Here is a 16,440-nt window from a genome sequence, read left to right on the forward strand (position 1 = left end):
CGTTCGAACACGCGGTTTCGCAAGTCGTACTCGTGTCGCACCCGGGATCGACCGCCACCCGGTGCGTAGTGCGTCCGGGGGGCAGGGTGGCCGGCGCCGGCGGCGGAGCCGGCCCGGTCCCTTCCGCGGACGTCCAGGCGGGGCGGTCCGATGAAGCGGTCGTACCGTGGGCTGCCGTGACGGCCGGATCGCGGGCAGCGGTGCTGCGCTGGGCCGCGGTGGCCGCGCTGGTGCTCGTGCTCGCCACCCTGCCGGCGGCCCTGGCCACCCGGTCCGCCGACGACTCACCCGTCTCCGCCGCCGACCTCCGGCAGGCCGTCCTGGCCAGCGGGTCGGTGCCGTTCTCCGGCGTCGCCCAGTCCGCCGGCGGTCTCGCCCTCCCGGTGAGCGACCAGCTGACCTCGGTCGCCGACCTCTTCAGCGACCGGACCACGATGCGGGTCTGGTGGCGGGGCCCGCAGGAGTCGAGGGTCGACGTCGTCACGCCGGCGGGCGAGACCGGCACCTACCTGGACGCGACCGGCACGTGGACCTGGGAGTTCGAGTCCGCGACCGCGACCCGCGCGGCCCGGACGCCCTTCGCCCTGCCCGCCCCGCCGGACCTGCTGCCCGGGCCACTGGCCCGGCGACTGCTCTCCGAGGCGGCCGACGAGGAGCTGAGCCGCTCCGGAGCGCGGCGCGTCGCCGGCCGGGACGCGCTGGGACTGCGGCTCACCCCCTCCTCGGCGGCGGCCTCCGTGGAGCACGTGGACGTGTGGGTCGACGCCGACACCGGACTGCCCCTCGAGGTCCAGGTGGTGGGCCCCGACGGGCCACCGGCGCTCGACAGCCGCATGCTCGAGGTCGACCTCACCGCACCCTCCGCCGACGTCGTCGCCTTCACGCCACCCGTCGGTGCCACCGTGCGCGAGGGGAGGGAGGCCGAGGCCGTGCTGCAGGAGGGGAGCCGGATCCGTCCCGTCCCGCTGCCCGTCGTCCTGGCCGACCTGCCGCGCCGGTCGCTGGACGGGGCGCCGTCGGGCATCGGCCTGTACGGCAGCGGCGTCACGCTGCTCGCCGTCGCGCCCGTTCCCGAGCGGCTGGCCGGCGCGTTGCGCGACCTCCTCCGGGCCAGCCCGGGTGCCGTCGTCGACGAGGCCGGGGTGCGGACGGCCGCCGGTCCCGTCGGCCTCATGCTGGTGGAGCTGCCCGGCCGCCGGCCCTACGTGCTGACCGGCACGGTCACGGTGGACGCCCTCGCGCGGGCCGCCGCCCAGCTGCCCGGTGCGGGGGAGGGCCGGTGAGCGCCGTCATCGCCACCCGGGCCCTGGTCAAGCGGTTCGGGAGGCTGCGTGCCGTCGACGGCATCGACCTCGACGTCCGCGCGGGCGACGTCTACGGCTTCCTCGGTGCCAACGGCTCGGGCAAGACGACGACCGTGCGGATGCTGCTCGGGCTCGTGCTGCCCACCAGCGGCGAGGTGGAGCTGCTGGGGGAGCGGATGCCGCGGGCCGGCCGGCGGGTGCTGCCGCGGGTCGGCGCGCTGATCGAGTCCCCGGCGCACTACGGGCACCTCTCGGGCGCCGAGAACCTGAAACTGCTCGATGCCGCGGGGCCGGGTGGGTCCTGGCGCACCCGCGGACGGCGGGTCGCCGAGGTGCTCGAGCAGGTGGGTCTGGGTGGCGTCGGCCGCCGTCCGGTCACGGCCTACTCGCTGGGCATGCGCCAGCGACTCGGCCTGGCCGGCGCCCTGCTCCGCCGGCCCGACCTGCTCGTGCTCGACGAGCCGACCAACGGTCTGGACCCGCAGGGCATCGCCGAGATCCGGGAGCTGCTGCTGGAGCTGCACCGGGGAGGGACGACGGTGTTCCTCTCCAGCCACCTGCTGGCCGAGGTCGAGCAGCTCTGCTCCCGGGTGGGCGTCCTCGACCGCGGGCGGCTGGTCCTCCAGGACGACCTGGCGACCCTGACCGCACCCACCGGCGCCACCGTCGTCCGCACCCCCGAACCGGACCGGGTGCGCGCGCTCCTCGACGCCCGGGTGATCGCGGTCGACGGCGACCGGCTGGTCGTGCGCGGTCCGGACCCGGCCGCGGTGAACGCCCTGCTGGTCGGCGCCGGCATCCCGGTCACCGCGCTGGCGCTGGACCGCCCCTCCCTCGAGGAGGTCGTGCTGGCCGCCGCGGCGACCAGCGCCGACCGGGTGGAGGCCGTGCGGTGATCCTGGTCGAGCTGCGCAAGCTGTTCCGCCGGCCCCGGACCTGGGCGACCGTCGCCGTGCTCAACGCCCTCCCGGTCCTGGTCGCCGTCCTGCTGGTGCTCACCGACCTCGCGCCCCGGCCCGGGGAGGGGCCGCCGTTCCTCTCCGCCGTGCTGTCCAACGGGGCGCTGTACCCCCTCGCGGCGCTGGCCATCGTGCTGCCCCTGTTCCTGCCGATCGCCGTCGCGGTCGTGGCGGGCGACGCCGTGGCCGGCGAGGCCCAGGCCGGCACGCTCCGCTACCTGCTGGCGCGGCCGGCCGGTCGAACACGGCTGCTGGTGGCCAAGCTGGTCGCGGTCCTCGCGTTCGTCCTGCTCGCGGTGGTGGTCGTCGCGGCGGTCGGCTACGTCGTGGGGATCAGCCTCTTCGACGCCCAGCCGGTCGCCGGCACCACCTCGGTGTCGGGCACCTCGCTCAGCTCGGGGGAGATCGCGGGCCGCACGGCGATGGCGATCGGCTACGTCGGGGTCTCCATGCTCGGGGTGGCGGCCTTCGCGCTCTTCTTCTCCACGCTCACCGACTCCCCGCTCGGGGCGACCATGGGTGCCCTCGCCGTCCTGGTGGCCTCCTCGCTGCTGTTCACCCTCGACGCGGCGTCGCCGATCGCGCCCTACCTGCCGACCCGGTACTGGCTGGCCTTCGTCGACCTCTTCCGCGACCCGATCCTCTGGCGCGACCTGACCCGGGGACTGGCGCTGCAGGGTGTCTACGTGGGCGTGCTGCTCGCGGCCGCATGGGCGAACTTCACCACCAAGGACATCACCAGCTAGCCGCCCAGCCGGGCGCAGTCCTCCGGGCCGAGATCGACGAGCGGGGCGTCGCCGAGCTCCTCGGCCGCCATCGCCACCACCAGCGGGCTGTGCGGCAGCTGCGCGTGGGTGAGCTGCGCCCCCGGGCACACGGACTGGACCGGGATGTTCAGCGCGCCGTCGAGCCGCGCGGACTCCGGCGGGGTCACCGTCTGGTCCTGGGTCGTCCAGATGGAGACCCAGTCCGTGCCCTCGGGTGTCTCGTCGCCGTCGTTCAGCTCCGCGAGCAGGGAGCTGCCGGGGTCCATCTGCTGGCAGCCGACGGGGCACCGCGACGGCAGGAACCCGCCGGCGAGCGCGGCGAGGTCGGTCCCGTGGTGCGGCGAGCCGAGCGTGACCACCCGCCGGGCCAGCTCCGCGCCGTCGCCGTCGACCCAGATGCGGGCGACCAGCCCACCCGCGGAGTACCCGACCACGTCCACGCTCTCGGCGTCGGTGCGGTCGAGCGCTTCGCGGGCGGCGACGTCGAGCTGCTCGGCCACGTCCCGGAGGTCGCCGGTACCCGGGCCCGGCCACTCCACGACGGTGGCGTCCCGCCCGTCGGCGCGGAAGCGCGCCGCCAGCTCCCGCATGCCCGCCGGGTCGCCGCCGTAGCCGGGCACCAGCAGGACCGGCCCGGGACGACGCTCGGCCGCCGGAGGCCCCGCGGTGGGAGCGGCACCGCCGCTGCGCACCACCACGACGGTGAGGACGGCGGCGGCGACGACGACGAGTGCGAGGAGCAGGAGGACGACGCGACGGCGGGCGGGGGCGAGTCCGGCGAGCACGCCCCTACTGTCCCTGGTGGCGCGTCGTTCCGGCGCACCGCGTCGCACGGGGGAGGAGCCGCAGTGCTCGACCGGGACGAGTACCTCGCCGCGTGGTCCCGCTGGCACGGGGGCGCCGACACCAGCGCACCCCTGGTCCGGGGATGGCTGACCCTCGCCCACACCCTGGCGCGGCCGCTGGCCGTGCTCCCTCCGCTGGCGGCGACCGTCGCCGGGGTGGTCGTGGCGGCGGGCGCCGTGCCGCCGTCGGCGTCCGGCGGTGCGTGGCTGGTGGCGGCCGGGATCCTGATCGGGCTCTCGGGACTGCTGGACAGCCTCGACGGCGCGCTCGCCATCGGCACCGGACGGGCGTCGCGGCGCGGCTACGTCCTGGACTCCGTCGTCGACCGGCTGACCGAGGTCGCCTACTCCGCCGCGCTGTGGGTCGCCGGCGCCCCGGGCTGGCTGGCGGTCGGCTTCGGTGCGCTGTGCTGGCTGCCCGACTACCTGCGTGCCCGCGCCGGGCAGGCAGGGGTCCGCCGGACCGGGCCCATCTCGCTGTGGGAGCGCCCCACCCGGGTGGCGATGACCGGTTTCACGCTCGGCGGCGCCGGCGTCGTCTCCGGCGTGGACGTCGCGGGCCTGGACCCCGTCCGGCTCGTGGTCACCGCCGGTACGGCGGCCGGGGTGCTGCTGGGCGTCGTCGGCACCGTGCAGCTCGGACGGTGGCTGCGCACGGAGCTCTCCGGTCCGGACGACGACGCGGCGCCGCCGCCCTGATCGCCCACCTCGGACCAGCGACCCGGGACGGCGGCTCCTAAGGTGTGCCTTGCCCCGACCCGCTTCCAGGCCCTCGCAGCCGGCCCGTGTGCCGCCGACGCCGGCCCACCCCCCAGGAGTGCCTCCCGTGCCCGTCGTCGTCACCGGATCCATCGCCACCGACCACCTGATGACCTTCCCGGGACTGTTCACCGAGCAGTTCGTGGAGGGTCAGATGGAGAACGTGTCGCTCTCCTTCCTGGTCGACGACCTGGTGCAGCACCGCGGGGGCGCCGGCGCGAACATGGCCTACGGCCTGGGCCTGCTCGGTCTGCGGCCGGTGCTGGTCGGCGCGGTGGGCAGCGACTTCGCCGACTACGAGGCATGGCTGAGCCGGCACGGCGTCGACACCGGCAGCGTGCACCGGTCCGAGCTCAAGCACACGGCCCGGTTCGTCTGCACCACCGACGAGGCGAACAACCAGATCGCGTCGTTCTACTCGGGTGCCATGGCCGAGGCGTCCCAGATCGAGCTGGCGCCGGTCGTGGACCGGGTGGGCAGCGCCGACCTCGTCGTCGTCGGCCCGAACGACCCGACCGCGATGGTGCGGCACACGCAGGAGTGCCGGGGCCGCGGCTACCCCTTCGCCGCCGACCCCAGCCAGCAGCTCGCCTGGGCCGACGGCGAGATGATCCGCGAGCTGGTGCACGGTGCCGAGGTGCTGTTCAGCAACGAGTACGAGGCGGCGCTGCTGCTGCAGAAGACGGGCTGGAGCGCCGAGGAGGTGCTCGACCGCGTCGGCTGCTGGGTCACCACGCGGGCGGCCGACGGCGTGCTCGTCCGCCGGGCCGGCGAGCAGCCGATCGAGGTCATCGCCGTACCGGAGACCAAGCCGGTCGAGCCCACCGGCGGCGGCGACGCGCTGCGCGCCGGCTTCATCGCCGGCCGGGCGTGGGGGCTGTCCCTGGAGCGGGCGACCCAGCTGGGTTCGGCCGTCGCCACCGCCGCGGTCGAGGTGATCGGCACGCAGGAGTACGACCTGCCGCGGCAGAGCTTCCTCGCCCGCTTCGCCGAGGCCTTCGGCGCCGAGGCGGCCGACGAGGTGGCCCAGCACCTGCCGGGCTAGTCGCCCCGGAGGCGCTCGCCGATCGAGGGATCGGCGGCCCAGGTGCGGTACGGGATGCGCGGGATCTCGCGCACCTCGCCGATGGTCGACCACTCGTTGCCGCCGAGCCGGGCCAGCGGGCGGAGGTGCTCGATCCGCGGCCGCCCGTCGCGCACCGCCTCGGCCCACGCGCTCACGTGGACGACCCGCCCGAACACCACGGTGCTGTCGCCGAGCCGGAGCGCCGAGTGCAGGGCGCACTCCAGCGTCACGGGGGAGTCGGCGACCCGCATCGCGCCCACCTTCTCCGCGGGCTCCAGCCGGACGCCGGCGGCCTCGGCCTCGCTCTGGTCGGCCGGGAAGTCGGTTCCGGTGGCGTTGATCTGCTCGAACAGCGCCTCCGGCGTGAGGCTCACGGTGAACTCCCCGGTCGCCTCCACGTTGCGCAGCGAGTCCTTCCGGCCCACCGACGTGAACTGCACGATCGGCGGGTCGACGCAGGCCACCGTGTAGAAGGAGTGCGGGGCCAGGTTGTGCACGCCTTCGGCGGAGCGGCTGCACACCCAGGCGATCGGCCGGGGGACGACGACGGAGTTCAGCACGCGGTAGAAGGCGCCGACCTCCATCGCGGCGGGGTCGAACGAGGTGCGCGGCCGGGACGCGTCGGGGGAGGTCACCGGCCCATCGTCGCCGAGGGGTCGGCGCCCGGCGCGGGCAGGGCCGCCGGCCGGGTGAGCCACCAGGCCGCGACCGCGAACCCCACGGCGACCGCCAGCTGCCACTGCCACGGTGCGGCGCCCGGCGAGGTGACCTGGCACCAGTCGTCGAGGGCGTGCAGCAGCACCAGGGGCCAGACGGAGACGACGTGCAGCCGCAGCGCCGCGAACCCGGCGCCGAACGCCGTCGTCGACACCACCTGGGCGACGGTGTCGTCCAGCGGCCGCCCGAACACCGCCGCCGACAGCGCGTGTCCGAGGCCGAAGAGGACGCCGACCCAGAGCACCCGGGTGCGCGGTCGGATCGGGTGGAGCACCTGCTGGACGACGCCGCGGCTGAGCAGCTCCTCGCTGAGCCCGACGGCGAGGAACAGCGCGGCGGCCGAGAGCAGGGAGGTCGTCGACCCCTGGATCCCCGGCAGCGCGTAGCTCAGCGCGACCAGGCCGACCGGCACGAGCAGCAGGGGCCGCCGGGGGCGCAGCGAGCGCAGCCAGGGGCGCCGCCACCAGCCCGACCGGGCGACGACCGCGAGCGGGACCAGCAGCGCCGCGAGGTTCACGACGGTCGCGCCCAGGTCGGGGAACCAGCCCGGCGCCAGCGGGGGCAGGCCGAAGGCCGCCGCGAACAGGACGGCGTGCCAGGCCAGGGTGAGCAGCGCGGCCTGCACCAGTGCCTGCCTCCGCCGCGCCACCGACCCGGACTACAGGGTGCGGCCGCGCCAGCGCAAGGTGCCGGCCCGCCGGCCGCGGACCGAGCGCAGCACCAGCACGTCGAGCACCGCGATCGAGACCGGATGCGCCAGCGCGTCCGGCCAGGCGCGGCTGCCGCTGGCCCGGGCACTGAGCAGCCGTCCGAGCACCCCCGACAGATAGCCGGCCAGTCCGGCGCGGGAGCCGCCCAGCGCCGCCACCGGGGGGACCACGTAGACGAGGGTGAGCGCCGCGGCGGCCAGCACGGCGGCCTCCGGGTGGCCGCCGACCGTGGCCCACAGCGATTTCGCGTAGCCGTCCCGCACCTGCGGCCAGCCCGCGTACATCCGGCAGGCGGCCAGCCGCGAGCCGTCGACCGGCCCGCCGCGGCCGCCGGCGCGCTTGACCGCGCGCAGCAGGGCGATGTCCTCCAGCACCTCGCCCCGCACCGTGCCGTGGCCGCCGGCCCGCTCGTAGGCTGCGCGCGCGACGACGAGGAACTGGCCGTTGGCGGCGGCGAGCGAGGGGCGCGGCGAGCGTTCGGCCACGCGCAGCGGCAGCGTCGTCGTCCAGAGCCACGGAGCCAGCGGCTGCACCAGCCGCTCCGCCGCGCCGTCGGCCAGCGGCCGCGGCCACGGGGAGACCAGGTCCAGACCGCTGCTCTCCAGCAGCGCGACGGCGGCGGCGAGCGCGTCGGGGAAGAGCCGGACGTCGGCGTCGACGAAGGCCAGCACCTCGCCCTCGCGCGGCTCGGTGGCGGCGACGCCGGTCGCGCACGCGTGCGGCTTGCCGAGCCAACCGGCCGGCAGCGGGGGAGCGGTGACCAACCGAACCCGGTGGTCGTGGACCCCGCGCACGACGTCGGCGGTGCCGTCGGTCGATCCGTCGTCGACGACGACGATCCGCACCCGTTCGACCCCGCGCTGGTCCAGCAGGGCGGCCAGGCAGTCGGCCACCTGGTGCGCCTCGTCGCGCACCGGCAGCACGACGGTGACCGGCCGGGCGGTGCTCGGCGGGTCGGCGGGCGGGCGGCGCAGGAGCGCGGTGTTCACCGCGGCGTGCGCGGCGCCCAGGCCGGCGAGCGCGGCCAGTCCGCGGACGAGCCGGCTCATCGGCGGTGCCGGGCGGCGAGGGTGACCAGCACCGCGGCACCCAGCGCCGCGCCCCAGGCGGCGGAGCCGGGGAGGTCCAGCCAGCCGGCGTGGGCCAGCGCGCCGCCGAGGGTCATCCAGGCCAGGGCGAGCAGCGGTGCGGCCGGGCCGATCCGGGGCGGTTCCTCCCCGGTGCGCCGCACCAGCAGCTCGAGCAGCGTCATGAGCACCGTGCCCGCGAGCAGCCAGCCGGCGAGGTTGGTGAGGGGCACGGAGTCGATCCCCGGCAGCCCCGGTGCCGGGTGCGCCCACGTCCAGTAGCCGGCCTGGACCATCTGCGGGTCCAGCACCACGTCCCAGGCCGCGAAGACCGCCGCCGCCCAGGCGATCCGCGCCGGCCGCCGGTCCGCCAGGTACCCGGCGAGCAGCCAGCTCGGCCAGGCCATCATCAGCCAGGCCAGCGGGACGAGGAACGGGACGCCGAGCAGCGTCGGGCCCAGGGCGTCGCTGTAGGTGTAGCTGCCGTACGGGTAGCCGGTGGCCAGGCCGACGGACTCGAACGCCACGGCGACGGCTGCGACGAGCCCGAGGACCCCTGCGCCGGTGCGCGGGCCCCGGCTGATCGCGGCGTGCGCGACCGAGAGGGTGGCGCCCAGCAGCACGACCGTCCAGGAGACGGCGTCGCGCGCCGCCCCGTCGGTCAGCGGGTAGGCGATCGCGGTGAGCACCAGCGCGGCGGCCAGCACCACCGGCACGACCCGGCCGGCGGTCGACGCCCGGTGGACCGTGGTCGTCATCCGCGTGCGGCCCGCAGCCGGCGCAGCGCGCCGCCGGTGACGCGGCGCAGCCCCTTCCGGTCGGCGAGCAGCACGCGGGCCGCTGACCGGCCCGAGTTGCCCGAGACACCGCCGCCGGGGTGGGTGGAGGCGCCGGCCAGGTAGAGCCCCGGCAACCCCGGGACCCGGTAACCGGACAGGCCCGGAGCCGGCCGGAACATGAACATGCTGGCCAGACCCATCTCCACGTGCATGACGTTGCCACGGGGCAGGGACAGCTCGCGCTCCAGCGCCAGCGGCGTCTGCACGTAGGTCTCCCGGACCGATGCCGCGAAGCCCGGCGCGTAGCGGTCGACGGCGTCGATCAGCCGACGGGCCTCGGCGTCGGCGATCGCGTCCCAGTCGCCGCCGTCGGCCAGCGCGTAGGGGTACCACTGCCCCCAGATCGTGACGACGTGCCGCCCGGGCGGCGCCAGCGTCGGATCGCTCGCGGAGAACGACATCGCCAGCGGCACCGGCTCGCGCGGCACCCGCCCCGCCCCCCAGTCGCCGTGCGCGGCGGCCAGCTGCCCGCGGTCGGTGCAGAGCAGCTGGAGCCCCTGCAGCGCCAGCTCCGGGTCGACGCCGGGGTAGGCCGGCAGGGCGTCGGTGAGCGCCCGCACGACCAGGCCGAAGCCGTTGCCGATCGGGGGTGCGGCGCCGGCGAGCACCGGCGGGGCGTCGTCCCCGGCGAGCCGGCGGGTGACGTCGATGTGGCAGGCGGCGACCACCGCCCCGGCGCGCACCGTGCGCCCGGACCGGGTGCGGACGCCGACCACCCGCCCGTCCTCGACCAGCAGCCGCTCCGCACCGTCGCCGAGGACGACCCGCCCGCCGTCGGACTCCAGCCGGCGGCGCAGGGCGCGGGTCAGCCCGCCCGAGCCGCCGACCGGGTGCCCGGGCGGCACGTCGTGCAGCAGCGCCACCCAGGCGACCATCGCCGCGGTCCCGGGCTCGGACATCGGTGGCCCGGACTGCGCGCCGAACCAGGCGAGGGCCGCCTTGAGCCGCTCGCTGGTGAACCACCGGTCCAGCAGCGCGTCGCCGGAGCCGAGGAAGTCGACCGCCAGCTCGCCACCGGGGGTGCGCCGGCGGCCTTCGGCGGGTGCGCCGAGCGGCCAGAACGACCCGAGGAGCCCCCGGGCGTCCGGGGTGCGGCCGAAGGAGGCGACGACGGCGCGGCTGCGCGGTCCCCAGACCTGCACGAAGCGGCGGTAGGCGGCGGCGTCGCCGGCGCCGCAGGCCGCCTCGATCGAGGCGCACGTGGCGTCCAGGTCGACGGAGAACACCAGCGGTCGTCCGTCGGGGCCCGGGGCGCCGGGGGAGGGGGCGGGTGCGAAGCCCCACGGGTCGCAGTCGATGTACTCCAGGCCGTGCGCGGCCAGGTCGAGCTCCTCGACGATGCCGCTGTGCCGCACGATGACGTGCGCGCTGGAACCGCGGTCCACCTGCACGCCGGGCCAGCGCTCCACCGTGGAGACCGCGCCCCCGAGCACGTGGTCGGACTCCACGACCTCGACGGTCAGGCCCTCCCGGGCCAGGTAGCAGGCGGCCACCATCCCGTTGTGGCCGGAGCCGATGACGACGACGTCGGCCGTGTCCGTTGCGGTGCTCACGCCCTGGGGTTCGCCGGGGAGCCGTCGCGCGGATGCAGCGGCAGGCGGGCGCCGAGGATCGCGAAGGGCCGGCTGTCGCCCGGGAAGTGGTAGTTGCGGGCCAGGTCGACGAAGCCGTCGGCCTGGTACAGCCGGAAGGCCTTGGTGTCGGTGTCGGGTGTGGAGAGCAGCGCGACCGGGTGCGGCACCTCGACGAGGGCGTGCAGCAGCTGCCGGCCCAGACCCTGGCTCTGGTGGTCGGGGAGCACGTGCAGCTCGCAGACCTCGAAGGCGCCGGGCAGCCACTTCTTCGCCGTCCGCCGGTCCAGGGCGGCGCGCACCTGGTCGTGCCACCACTGGCCCGGAGCGACGAGGTAGCCGTAGCCGAAGCCGACCAGCCGCTCGCCGGCGGTGGTCTGCGCGAAGGCGCCGACGGCGCGGAAGCCGGGCCGCTCGGTGTGCTGGATGGCGTAGCCGTAGCGGCCGGCGACGATGCCGGAGTCGTAGCCCATTGCCAGCCCGTAGATGGCCAGGACCTCGTGCATGTGCTCGCGCATCCACGGCGGGGGGAGCTCGACGATCCGGGTGGCCGGGCGGGTGCCCGTCACGGGGCGACCACCTCCGGGAGCTGGGCGGACACCTCGACGGCGGTTCCCGCGGTGAGGCGGAGCAGCTCGTCGTAGCTGGTGGGGAACACGGCGGCGGGGTGCCCGGCGGCGGCCCACACCCGGTCGTAGCGGGCGAGCTCGACGTCGACCAGGGTGCCCAGCGGCGCGGGGTGGCCCACGGGCGCGACGCCGCCGATCACCTGGCCGGTGTGCCGGCGGACCTCCGCCGCGGGCGCGGGGACCAGCTCGCGCACGCCGAGGAGGTGGGCGACCTGCGCGACGTCGACCCGGTGCGCGCCGCTGGTGAGGATCAGGAGGGGGGAGCCGTCGGCCAGGAACACCAGGCTGTTGACGATCGCGCCCACCGGCACGTCGAGCGCCGCGGCGGCCGCAGCGGCGGTGCGGACCTCGGCCGGCAGGACGCGCACCTCACCCCCGGCACCGGCCTCGGCGAGGAGGTGGGCGACGGCGGCCACCCGGGGGTGCGGTGGTCGGGTCATGCGTCGATCCTGCCACCGGCCCCCGCGCGGCGCGCCCGGCCGTGCCACGGCTTGACGGCGACGGGGCGCTCCGGTCTACTGGACTTCGTTCGAACACGCGTTCGAACGAGGTCCGGCCCGATCCACCCGGCTCTTCCCCGCCGGCGGGGGCCGGGCCGGCGTACGCGCGGGGCGAGGCGTGGGGAGGCAGTCATGAGCCGGGTGCTCGGTGAGGTCGTCGGTCGGACCGGCGAGGAGGTGCAGGTCGAGCGCGGGCCGCTCGGTCCGGTCCAGTTCTGGCGCGGGCAGTCCCGCTACGTCGTGGGCGAGCTGCTCGACTCCTGGGTCGAGACGGCCCCGTGGTGGCTGCGGGGTGACGAGGCCGCAGGCGGTGCATCGGCCGAGCTGGTGGCGCCCCGCGAGGTCTGGCGGGTCGAGGCGGTCCGGGCCGGGCGGTCGCGGATGAGCTTCGCCGGGGTCTTCGACCTGTCGTGGGACGCGTCGGGCAACCGCTGGTGGCTCGTCCGGGTGCACGACTGATGGGCGCCGCACGAGCCGTGCCGGCCGACCAGCTGCCGCTGCCCCCCGCGCTGCCCGCCGCGGCGACCACGCTGCTCGGCCAGGCGCACCGCGGCCTGGCAGAGGCCGGCGCCGCCACCGACCCCCGGGAGCGGTACGCCACCGCGCACCTGGCCGCCCTGCGTGCCGCCGCAGCGGTGCTGGCCGCCCGCACCCGGCCCGAGGGCGGTCGTCGCCGGCCACGCAGCGCCTGGGTCCTGCTCGGGCAGGTGGCCCCGGAGCTGGGGGAGTGGGCAACCTTCTTCGCCGCGGGCGCCGGCAAGCGCGCTGCTGCCGAGGCGGGGCTGTCCCGGGCGGTCACCGAGCGCGAGGCCGACGACCTGGTCCGCGACGTGCACACCTTCCTCACCGTCGTCGAGAACGGTCTCGGCGCCCTGCCGGAGCCGCCGCGCTACCCGCGGCCCTACGTGGTCTCCCCCCGGCGGTGAGCGACCCCTTCGTCCACCTGCACGTCGCATCCGGCTACTCCATGCGGTACGGGGCCAACCACCCCGCCGATCTGGTCGCCCGTGCCGCCGAGCACGGCATGTCGGCGCTGGCCCTCACCGACCGGGACGGGCTCTACGGTGCGGTGAAGTTCGCGCTGGCCTGCCGGTCGGCCGGGATCCGGCCGATCTTCGGCGTGGACCTGGCGGTGGCACCCACGGTCGAGACCACCGTCCCGCCGTCGCGGGCCCGCGCGCTGGACGGCTCGGTGCAGACGCCGCGGTCCCGGGCCACCGGACCGGCTCCCCGCCGGGCTCCCGTCCGGGGCGGTGCCAGCGTCGACCCCCGGCTGCCGCGGGTCACCTTCCTGGCCCGGAACGGCGCCGGGTGGCGGTCGCTGTGCCGGCTCACCAGTGCCACCCACCTGCGGGGGGCCCGCGGCGAGCCGGTGAGCTCGCTGGCCCTCGCCGCCGAGCACGCCGAGGGGCTGACCCCGCTGCTGGGCCCCGGGTCACCGGTGGGCCGGGCGCTGGCCGCCGGGCGGGCCGACCTCGCCGCCGGGGTGCTCGACGCGTGGCGAGCCGTCTTCGGACCGGGGCTGGCGATGGAGGTGGTGCACCACCGCGGCCGGGGCGACCGGCAGCGCGCGCAGGCGGTGCTGCGGTTCGCCGCCGAGCACCAGGTGCCGGTGGTCCTCAGCAACGCGGTCCGCTACGTCGACGCCCTCGACGCACCGACCGCCGACGTGCTGGACGCGGCTCGCCGGCTGGTCCCGCTCGGGCCGCGGAACGTCGACCGCACGACGGCCGAGGGGTACCTGAAGTCGGGCAAGGAGATGACCGAGGTCGCCGAGGACCTGATGGGTCCCGACCGGGGGGCCGCCCTGCGGCTGCTCGAGCGCACGGCCCGGCTGGCCGAGCAGTGCGCGGTCGACGTCGCCGGGGACCTCGGCGTCGGCAGCGTCCGCTACCCCGAGCTCGACGTCGTCACCACCCCCGCCGAGCGGGGGATGAGCTCTGCCCAGGTGCTGCGGGCGCGGTGCGAGGCGGGCCTGGGCCGCCGGGGGATGGCGCCCACCGCGCGGGTGCGGCAGCGGCTGGACGAGGAGCTCGGGGTGATCGAGAGCCTCGGCTACCCCTCGTACTTCCTCACCGTGGCCGACGTGGTCGACCTCATCGCGAGCTTGAGGGTCCGGGCCGCGGCGCGCGGTTCGGGCGCCGGCAGCCTGGTCACCTACCTGCTGGGCATCTCCGACGTCGACCCGCTGCGCTACGGGCTGCTCATGGAGCGCTTCCTCTCCCCGCTGCGCCACCAGCTGCCCGACATCGACATCGACGTGGAGTCCGCGCGGCGGATGGAGGTCTACGACGCGGTCATCGACCGCTTCGGCGCCGACCGGGTCAGCTGCATCTCGATGATGGACACCTACCGGGTGCGGCACGCCATCCGCGACGTCGGGGCCGCCCTGGGGCTGCCGCCGGCGGAGATCGACGCCGTCGCCAAGGCCTTCCCGCACATCCGCGCCAACCAGGTGCACGCCGCCCTCAAGGACCTGCCCGAGCTGCGGGCCGGCCGGTACGGGTCCCGCCGGGCGGGCGGCACGGGGGATCTCGACCTGCTGTTCGACCTGGTCTCCCGGCTCGACGGGCTGCCCCGGCACATCGCGCTGCACCCGTGCGGCGTGCTGCTGTCCGACGCCACGCTGCTCGACCGCACGCCGGTGGAGAGCAGCTACCTGGGCTACCCGATGAGCCAGTTCGACAAGGACGACGTCGAGGAGCTGGGGCTGCTCAAGCTCGACCTGCTAGGCATCCGGATGCAGTCGGCGATCGCCCACGCCCTCGACGAGGTGGCCCGGGTGGACCACGAGCAGGTCGACATCGACGCGGTCCCGCGCGACGACCCGACGACCTTCGAGCTGATCCGCTCGACCCGCACGCTCGGGATGTTCCAGATCGAGTCCCCGGGGCAGCGCGAGCTGGTCGGCAAGTTCGGGCCGCAGACCTTCGAGGACATCATCATCGACATCTCGCTGTTCCGGCCCGGACCGGTGAAGAGCGACATGGTCACCCCGTTCCTCATGGCGCGGAACGGCTGGAAGGACGCCGAGTACCCGCACCCCGACCTCGAGTTCGCGCTCGCCGAGACCGCCGGGGTGGTGGTCTTCCACGAGCAGGTGCTGCAGGTGGTGGCCCGGATGGCCGGCTGCACGCTGGCCGAGGCCGACGAGGTGCGCCGCGCGCTGGGGGAGAAGGACGCCCACCCGGAGGTGCGGGCCTGGTTCGTGCCGCGGGCGCTGGCCGCCGGTTACCCGGTCGAGGTGGCCGAGCGGGTGTGGGAGGTGCTGGCGTCCTTCGGGTCGTTCGGCTTCTGCAAGGCGCACGCAGCGGCGTTCGCACTGCCCACCTACCAGTCGGCATGGCTGAAGACCCACCACCCGGCGGCATTCCTGGCCGGGGTGCTCACCCACGATCCCGGCATGTACCCGAAGCGGCTGATCCTCGACGACGCCCGCAACTTCGGGATCCGCGTGCTCGGGCTGGACGTCAACGCCTCGGCGGCGACCTACCGGGTGGAGCGTCTCGCGAGCGACCTCGAGGCTGAGTCTGAGTCTGGGGCTGAAGCTGAGGGTGGGGGTTGGCGCCGTCCGGAGTGGATGCCGGCGGCGATGCCCGACCCGTCGCGGTACGGCATCCGGCTGTCGCTGGCCGACGTCAAGGGCATCTCCGACGAGGAGGTGGCCCGGGTCGTGTCCGGGCAGCCCTACCGGTCGCTGACCGATTTCTGGTCGCGGGCGTCGGTGTCCCGGCCGGTGGTGGAGCGTCTCGTGCTGGCCGGGGGGTTCGACTCGCTGTACGGCTTCGGGATGCGTGACCGCGAGGCCGGCCGGCCGACGCGTCGGCGCCACCAGGTGACCCGTCGGGACCTCCTGCTGCAGATCAGCGAGCTGGAGCGGCTGCGCCGCAGCGGCGCGCGGGCGGCCTCGGACGGGCAGCTCTCGCTCGACCTGATGGGCCTGGAGGAGGCCGCGCCGGATCCCGAGGGGCCCGGCCCTGACCGGGCCGCGGGCAGCGGGCTGCCCGAGTTCACCGACGCGGAGCTGGTGCGCGCGGAGCTGGAGGTGCTGGGGCTGGACGCCAGCCGGCACGTCATCGACTTCTACCGGCCGTTCCTCTCCGCGCTGGGGGCGGTGCCGGCCGGTGAGCTGCTGAACTGCCGCAGCGGCTCGGAGGTGCTGGTCGCGGGGGTGAAGGTGGCCACCCAGACCCCACCGATCCGGTCGGGGCGGCGGGTGGTGTTCGTGACCCTCGACGACGGCAGCGGCTGCACCGACTCGACCTTCTTCGAGGACGCGCAGGGGCCCTACGCCGCGACGGTCTTCCACTCGTGGCTGCTGGTGATCCGCGGGGTGCTGCGCCGGACCGGGCCGCGCGGGGTGTCGCTGCGGGCGACCGGTGCCTGGGAGCTGCCGGCGCTGCACGAGGCGTGGGAGACCGGTGGGCCCGCCTCGGTGGTCGAGCTGATGGCGGCGCCGGGGGAGTACACCGAGGAGGCGATCGCGGGAGCGGCGGCCTCGCGGAACTCCCGGCCGGTGATGGTGCGGCCGGTGCTGGTGCACCCGACCGGTTTCCGGATGTCGCCGTACGCCGACATCAAGCCGGCCGGGGACGACGCGGCGACGGCGGCCCGCCGGGCGGCCTCCGGTCCGCCGCGGAAGCTCTGGCACTCCAGCCCGGGCAGCTCGGGGCACTGACGGCGGACCCGGCTGCTGGTGGTCCGACG

At 76.0% G+C, this 16,440-nt stretch carries 16 protein-coding genes; 8 read left to right on the plus strand and 8 right to left on the minus strand.

Annotated elements, in window-relative coordinates:
- The first annotated feature begins 176 nt into the window (after positions 1-176).
- From DQ237_RS13785 to DQ237_RS13795, 3 genes are read left to right on the plus strand one after another with little or no spacing between them, the layout of a single operon-like run.
- Positions 177-1,283 carry a transcriptional regulator gene (locus tag DQ237_RS13785; protein ID WP_147251814.1) on the plus strand — a complete coding sequence of 369 codons (1,107 nt, stop codon included), beginning with the start codon at positions 177-179 and terminating at the stop codon, positions 1,281-1,283.
- Positions 1,280-2,200 (plus strand): ABC transporter ATP-binding protein, encoded by a 921-nt coding sequence (locus DQ237_RS13790; protein WP_113800704.1) that lies wholly within the window; start codon positions 1,280-1,282, stop codon positions 2,198-2,200. The genes DQ237_RS13785 and DQ237_RS13790 overlap by 4 nt, the downstream gene beginning before the upstream one ends.
- The gene (locus DQ237_RS13795) at positions 2,197-3,009 is read left to right on the plus strand and encodes an ABC transporter permease (protein ID WP_113800705.1); all 813 of its coding nucleotides are present in this window, start codon (positions 2,197-2,199) and stop codon (positions 3,007-3,009) included. The genes DQ237_RS13790 and DQ237_RS13795 overlap by 4 nt, the downstream gene beginning before the upstream one ends.
- On the opposite strand, the gene DQ237_RS13800 is transcribed toward DQ237_RS13795, so the two are convergent.
- Positions 3,006-3,815, minus strand: a complete 810-nt coding sequence (locus DQ237_RS13800) for an alpha/beta fold hydrolase (RefSeq protein ID WP_113800706.1) — start codon at positions 3,813-3,815, stop codon at positions 3,006-3,008. The two genes, DQ237_RS13795 and DQ237_RS13800, sit on opposite strands and share 4 nt — an antisense overlap.
- 63 nt (positions 3,816-3,878) lie before the next feature.
- On the opposite strand from DQ237_RS13800, the gene DQ237_RS13805 reads away from it, so the two are divergent.
- Positions 3,879-4,574 carry a CDP-alcohol phosphatidyltransferase family protein gene (locus DQ237_RS13805; protein ID WP_113800707.1) on the plus strand — a complete coding sequence of 232 codons (696 nt, stop codon included), beginning with the start codon at positions 3,879-3,881 and terminating at the stop codon, positions 4,572-4,574.
- 127 nt (positions 4,575-4,701) lie between these two features.
- Entirely contained in the window at positions 4,702-5,679 is a 978-nt protein-coding gene (locus DQ237_RS13810; RefSeq protein WP_113800708.1) for a carbohydrate kinase family protein, read from the plus strand.
- On the opposite strand, the gene DQ237_RS13815 is transcribed toward DQ237_RS13810, so the two are convergent.
- Genes DQ237_RS13815 through DQ237_RS13845 form a run of 7 tightly spaced genes read right to left on the minus strand, consistent with a single transcriptional unit; the run spans position 5,676 to position 11,673 of the window.
- Entirely contained in the window at positions 5,676-6,335 is a 660-nt protein-coding gene (locus DQ237_RS13815; RefSeq protein ID WP_205730217.1) for a flavin reductase family protein, read from the minus strand. The genes DQ237_RS13810 and DQ237_RS13815 overlap by 4 nt on opposite strands.
- A complete protein-coding gene (locus DQ237_RS13820; RefSeq protein WP_113800709.1) occupies positions 6,332-7,066 on the minus strand; it encodes a CPBP family intramembrane glutamic endopeptidase in 735 nt (244 codons plus the stop codon). Before DQ237_RS13820 ends, DQ237_RS13815 begins: the two co-directional genes overlap by 4 nt.
- A gap of 9 nt (positions 7,067-7,075) precedes the next feature.
- Positions 7,076-8,176 carry a glycosyltransferase family 2 protein gene (locus DQ237_RS13825; protein ID WP_113800710.1) on the minus strand — a complete coding sequence of 367 codons (1,101 nt, stop codon included), beginning with the start codon at positions 8,174-8,176 and terminating at the stop codon, positions 7,076-7,078.
- A complete protein-coding gene (locus tag DQ237_RS13830; protein WP_113800711.1) occupies positions 8,173-8,952 on the minus strand; it encodes a carotenoid biosynthesis protein in 780 nt (259 codons plus the stop codon). The genes DQ237_RS13825 and DQ237_RS13830 overlap by 4 nt, the downstream gene beginning before the upstream one ends.
- Positions 8,949-10,586 (minus strand): NAD(P)/FAD-dependent oxidoreductase, encoded by a 1,638-nt coding sequence (locus tag DQ237_RS13835; RefSeq protein ID WP_113800712.1) that lies wholly within the window; start codon positions 10,584-10,586, stop codon positions 8,949-8,951. Before DQ237_RS13835 ends, DQ237_RS13830 begins: the two co-directional genes overlap by 4 nt.
- Positions 10,583-11,173, minus strand: coding sequence for an N-acetyltransferase (locus tag DQ237_RS13840; RefSeq protein WP_113800713.1), 591 nt, complete (start codon positions 11,171-11,173; stop codon positions 10,583-10,585). Before DQ237_RS13840 ends, DQ237_RS13835 begins: the two co-directional genes overlap by 4 nt.
- Complete coding sequence (locus DQ237_RS13845; protein WP_113800714.1) at positions 11,170-11,673, minus strand: YbaK/EbsC family protein; 504 nt, start codon at positions 11,671-11,673, stop codon at positions 11,170-11,172. The genes DQ237_RS13840 and DQ237_RS13845 overlap by 4 nt, the downstream gene beginning before the upstream one ends.
- Before the next feature lie 192 nt (positions 11,674-11,865).
- Here DQ237_RS13845 and DQ237_RS13850 point away from each other — a divergent pair, with 192 nt between their 5' ends.
- From DQ237_RS13850 to DQ237_RS13860, 3 genes are read left to right on the plus strand one after another with little or no spacing between them, the layout of a single operon-like run.
- Positions 11,866-12,192, plus strand: a complete 327-nt coding sequence (locus tag DQ237_RS13850) for a DUF6504 family protein (RefSeq protein ID WP_113800715.1) — start codon at positions 11,866-11,868, stop codon at positions 12,190-12,192.
- On the plus strand, positions 12,192-12,659 hold the full coding sequence (locus DQ237_RS13855) for an SAV_6107 family HEPN domain-containing protein (protein ID WP_113800716.1): 468 nt from the start codon (positions 12,192-12,194) through the stop codon (positions 12,657-12,659). The genes DQ237_RS13850 and DQ237_RS13855 overlap by 1 nt, the downstream gene beginning before the upstream one ends.
- Positions 12,656-16,411, plus strand: a complete 3,756-nt coding sequence (locus DQ237_RS13860) for a DNA polymerase III subunit alpha (RefSeq protein ID WP_113800717.1) — start codon at positions 12,656-12,658, stop codon at positions 16,409-16,411. The genes DQ237_RS13855 and DQ237_RS13860 overlap by 4 nt, the downstream gene beginning before the upstream one ends.
- Positions 16,412-16,440 lie beyond the last annotated feature (29 nt).

The sequence above is a fragment of the Blastococcus sp. TF02-8 genome, from assembly GCF_003319175.1.
Lineage (GTDB): Bacteria > Actinomycetota > Actinomycetes > Mycobacteriales > Geodermatophilaceae > Blastococcus.

What these genes read in the sequence shown, in the direction of transcription:
- DQ237_RS13825 (WP_113800710.1), bottom strand. Translation starts at nt 8,176, where the DNA reads ATGAGCCGGCTCGTCCGCGGACTGGCCGCGCTCGCCGGCCTGGGCGCC.
- DQ237_RS13830 (WP_113800711.1), bottom strand. Translation starts at nt 8,952, where the DNA reads ATGACGACCACGGTCCACCGGGCGTCGACCGCCGGCCGGGTCGTGCCG.
- DQ237_RS13845 (WP_113800714.1), bottom strand. Translation starts at nt 11,673, where the DNA reads ATGACCCGACCACCGCACCCCCGGGTGGCCGCCGTCGCCCACCTCCTC.
- DQ237_RS13850 (WP_113800715.1), top strand. Translation starts at nt 11,866, where the DNA reads ATGAGCCGGGTGCTCGGTGAGGTCGTCGGTCGGACCGGCGAGGAGGTG.
- DQ237_RS13855 (WP_113800716.1), top strand. Translation starts at nt 12,192, where the DNA reads ATGGGCGCCGCACGAGCCGTGCCGGCCGACCAGCTGCCGCTGCCCCCC.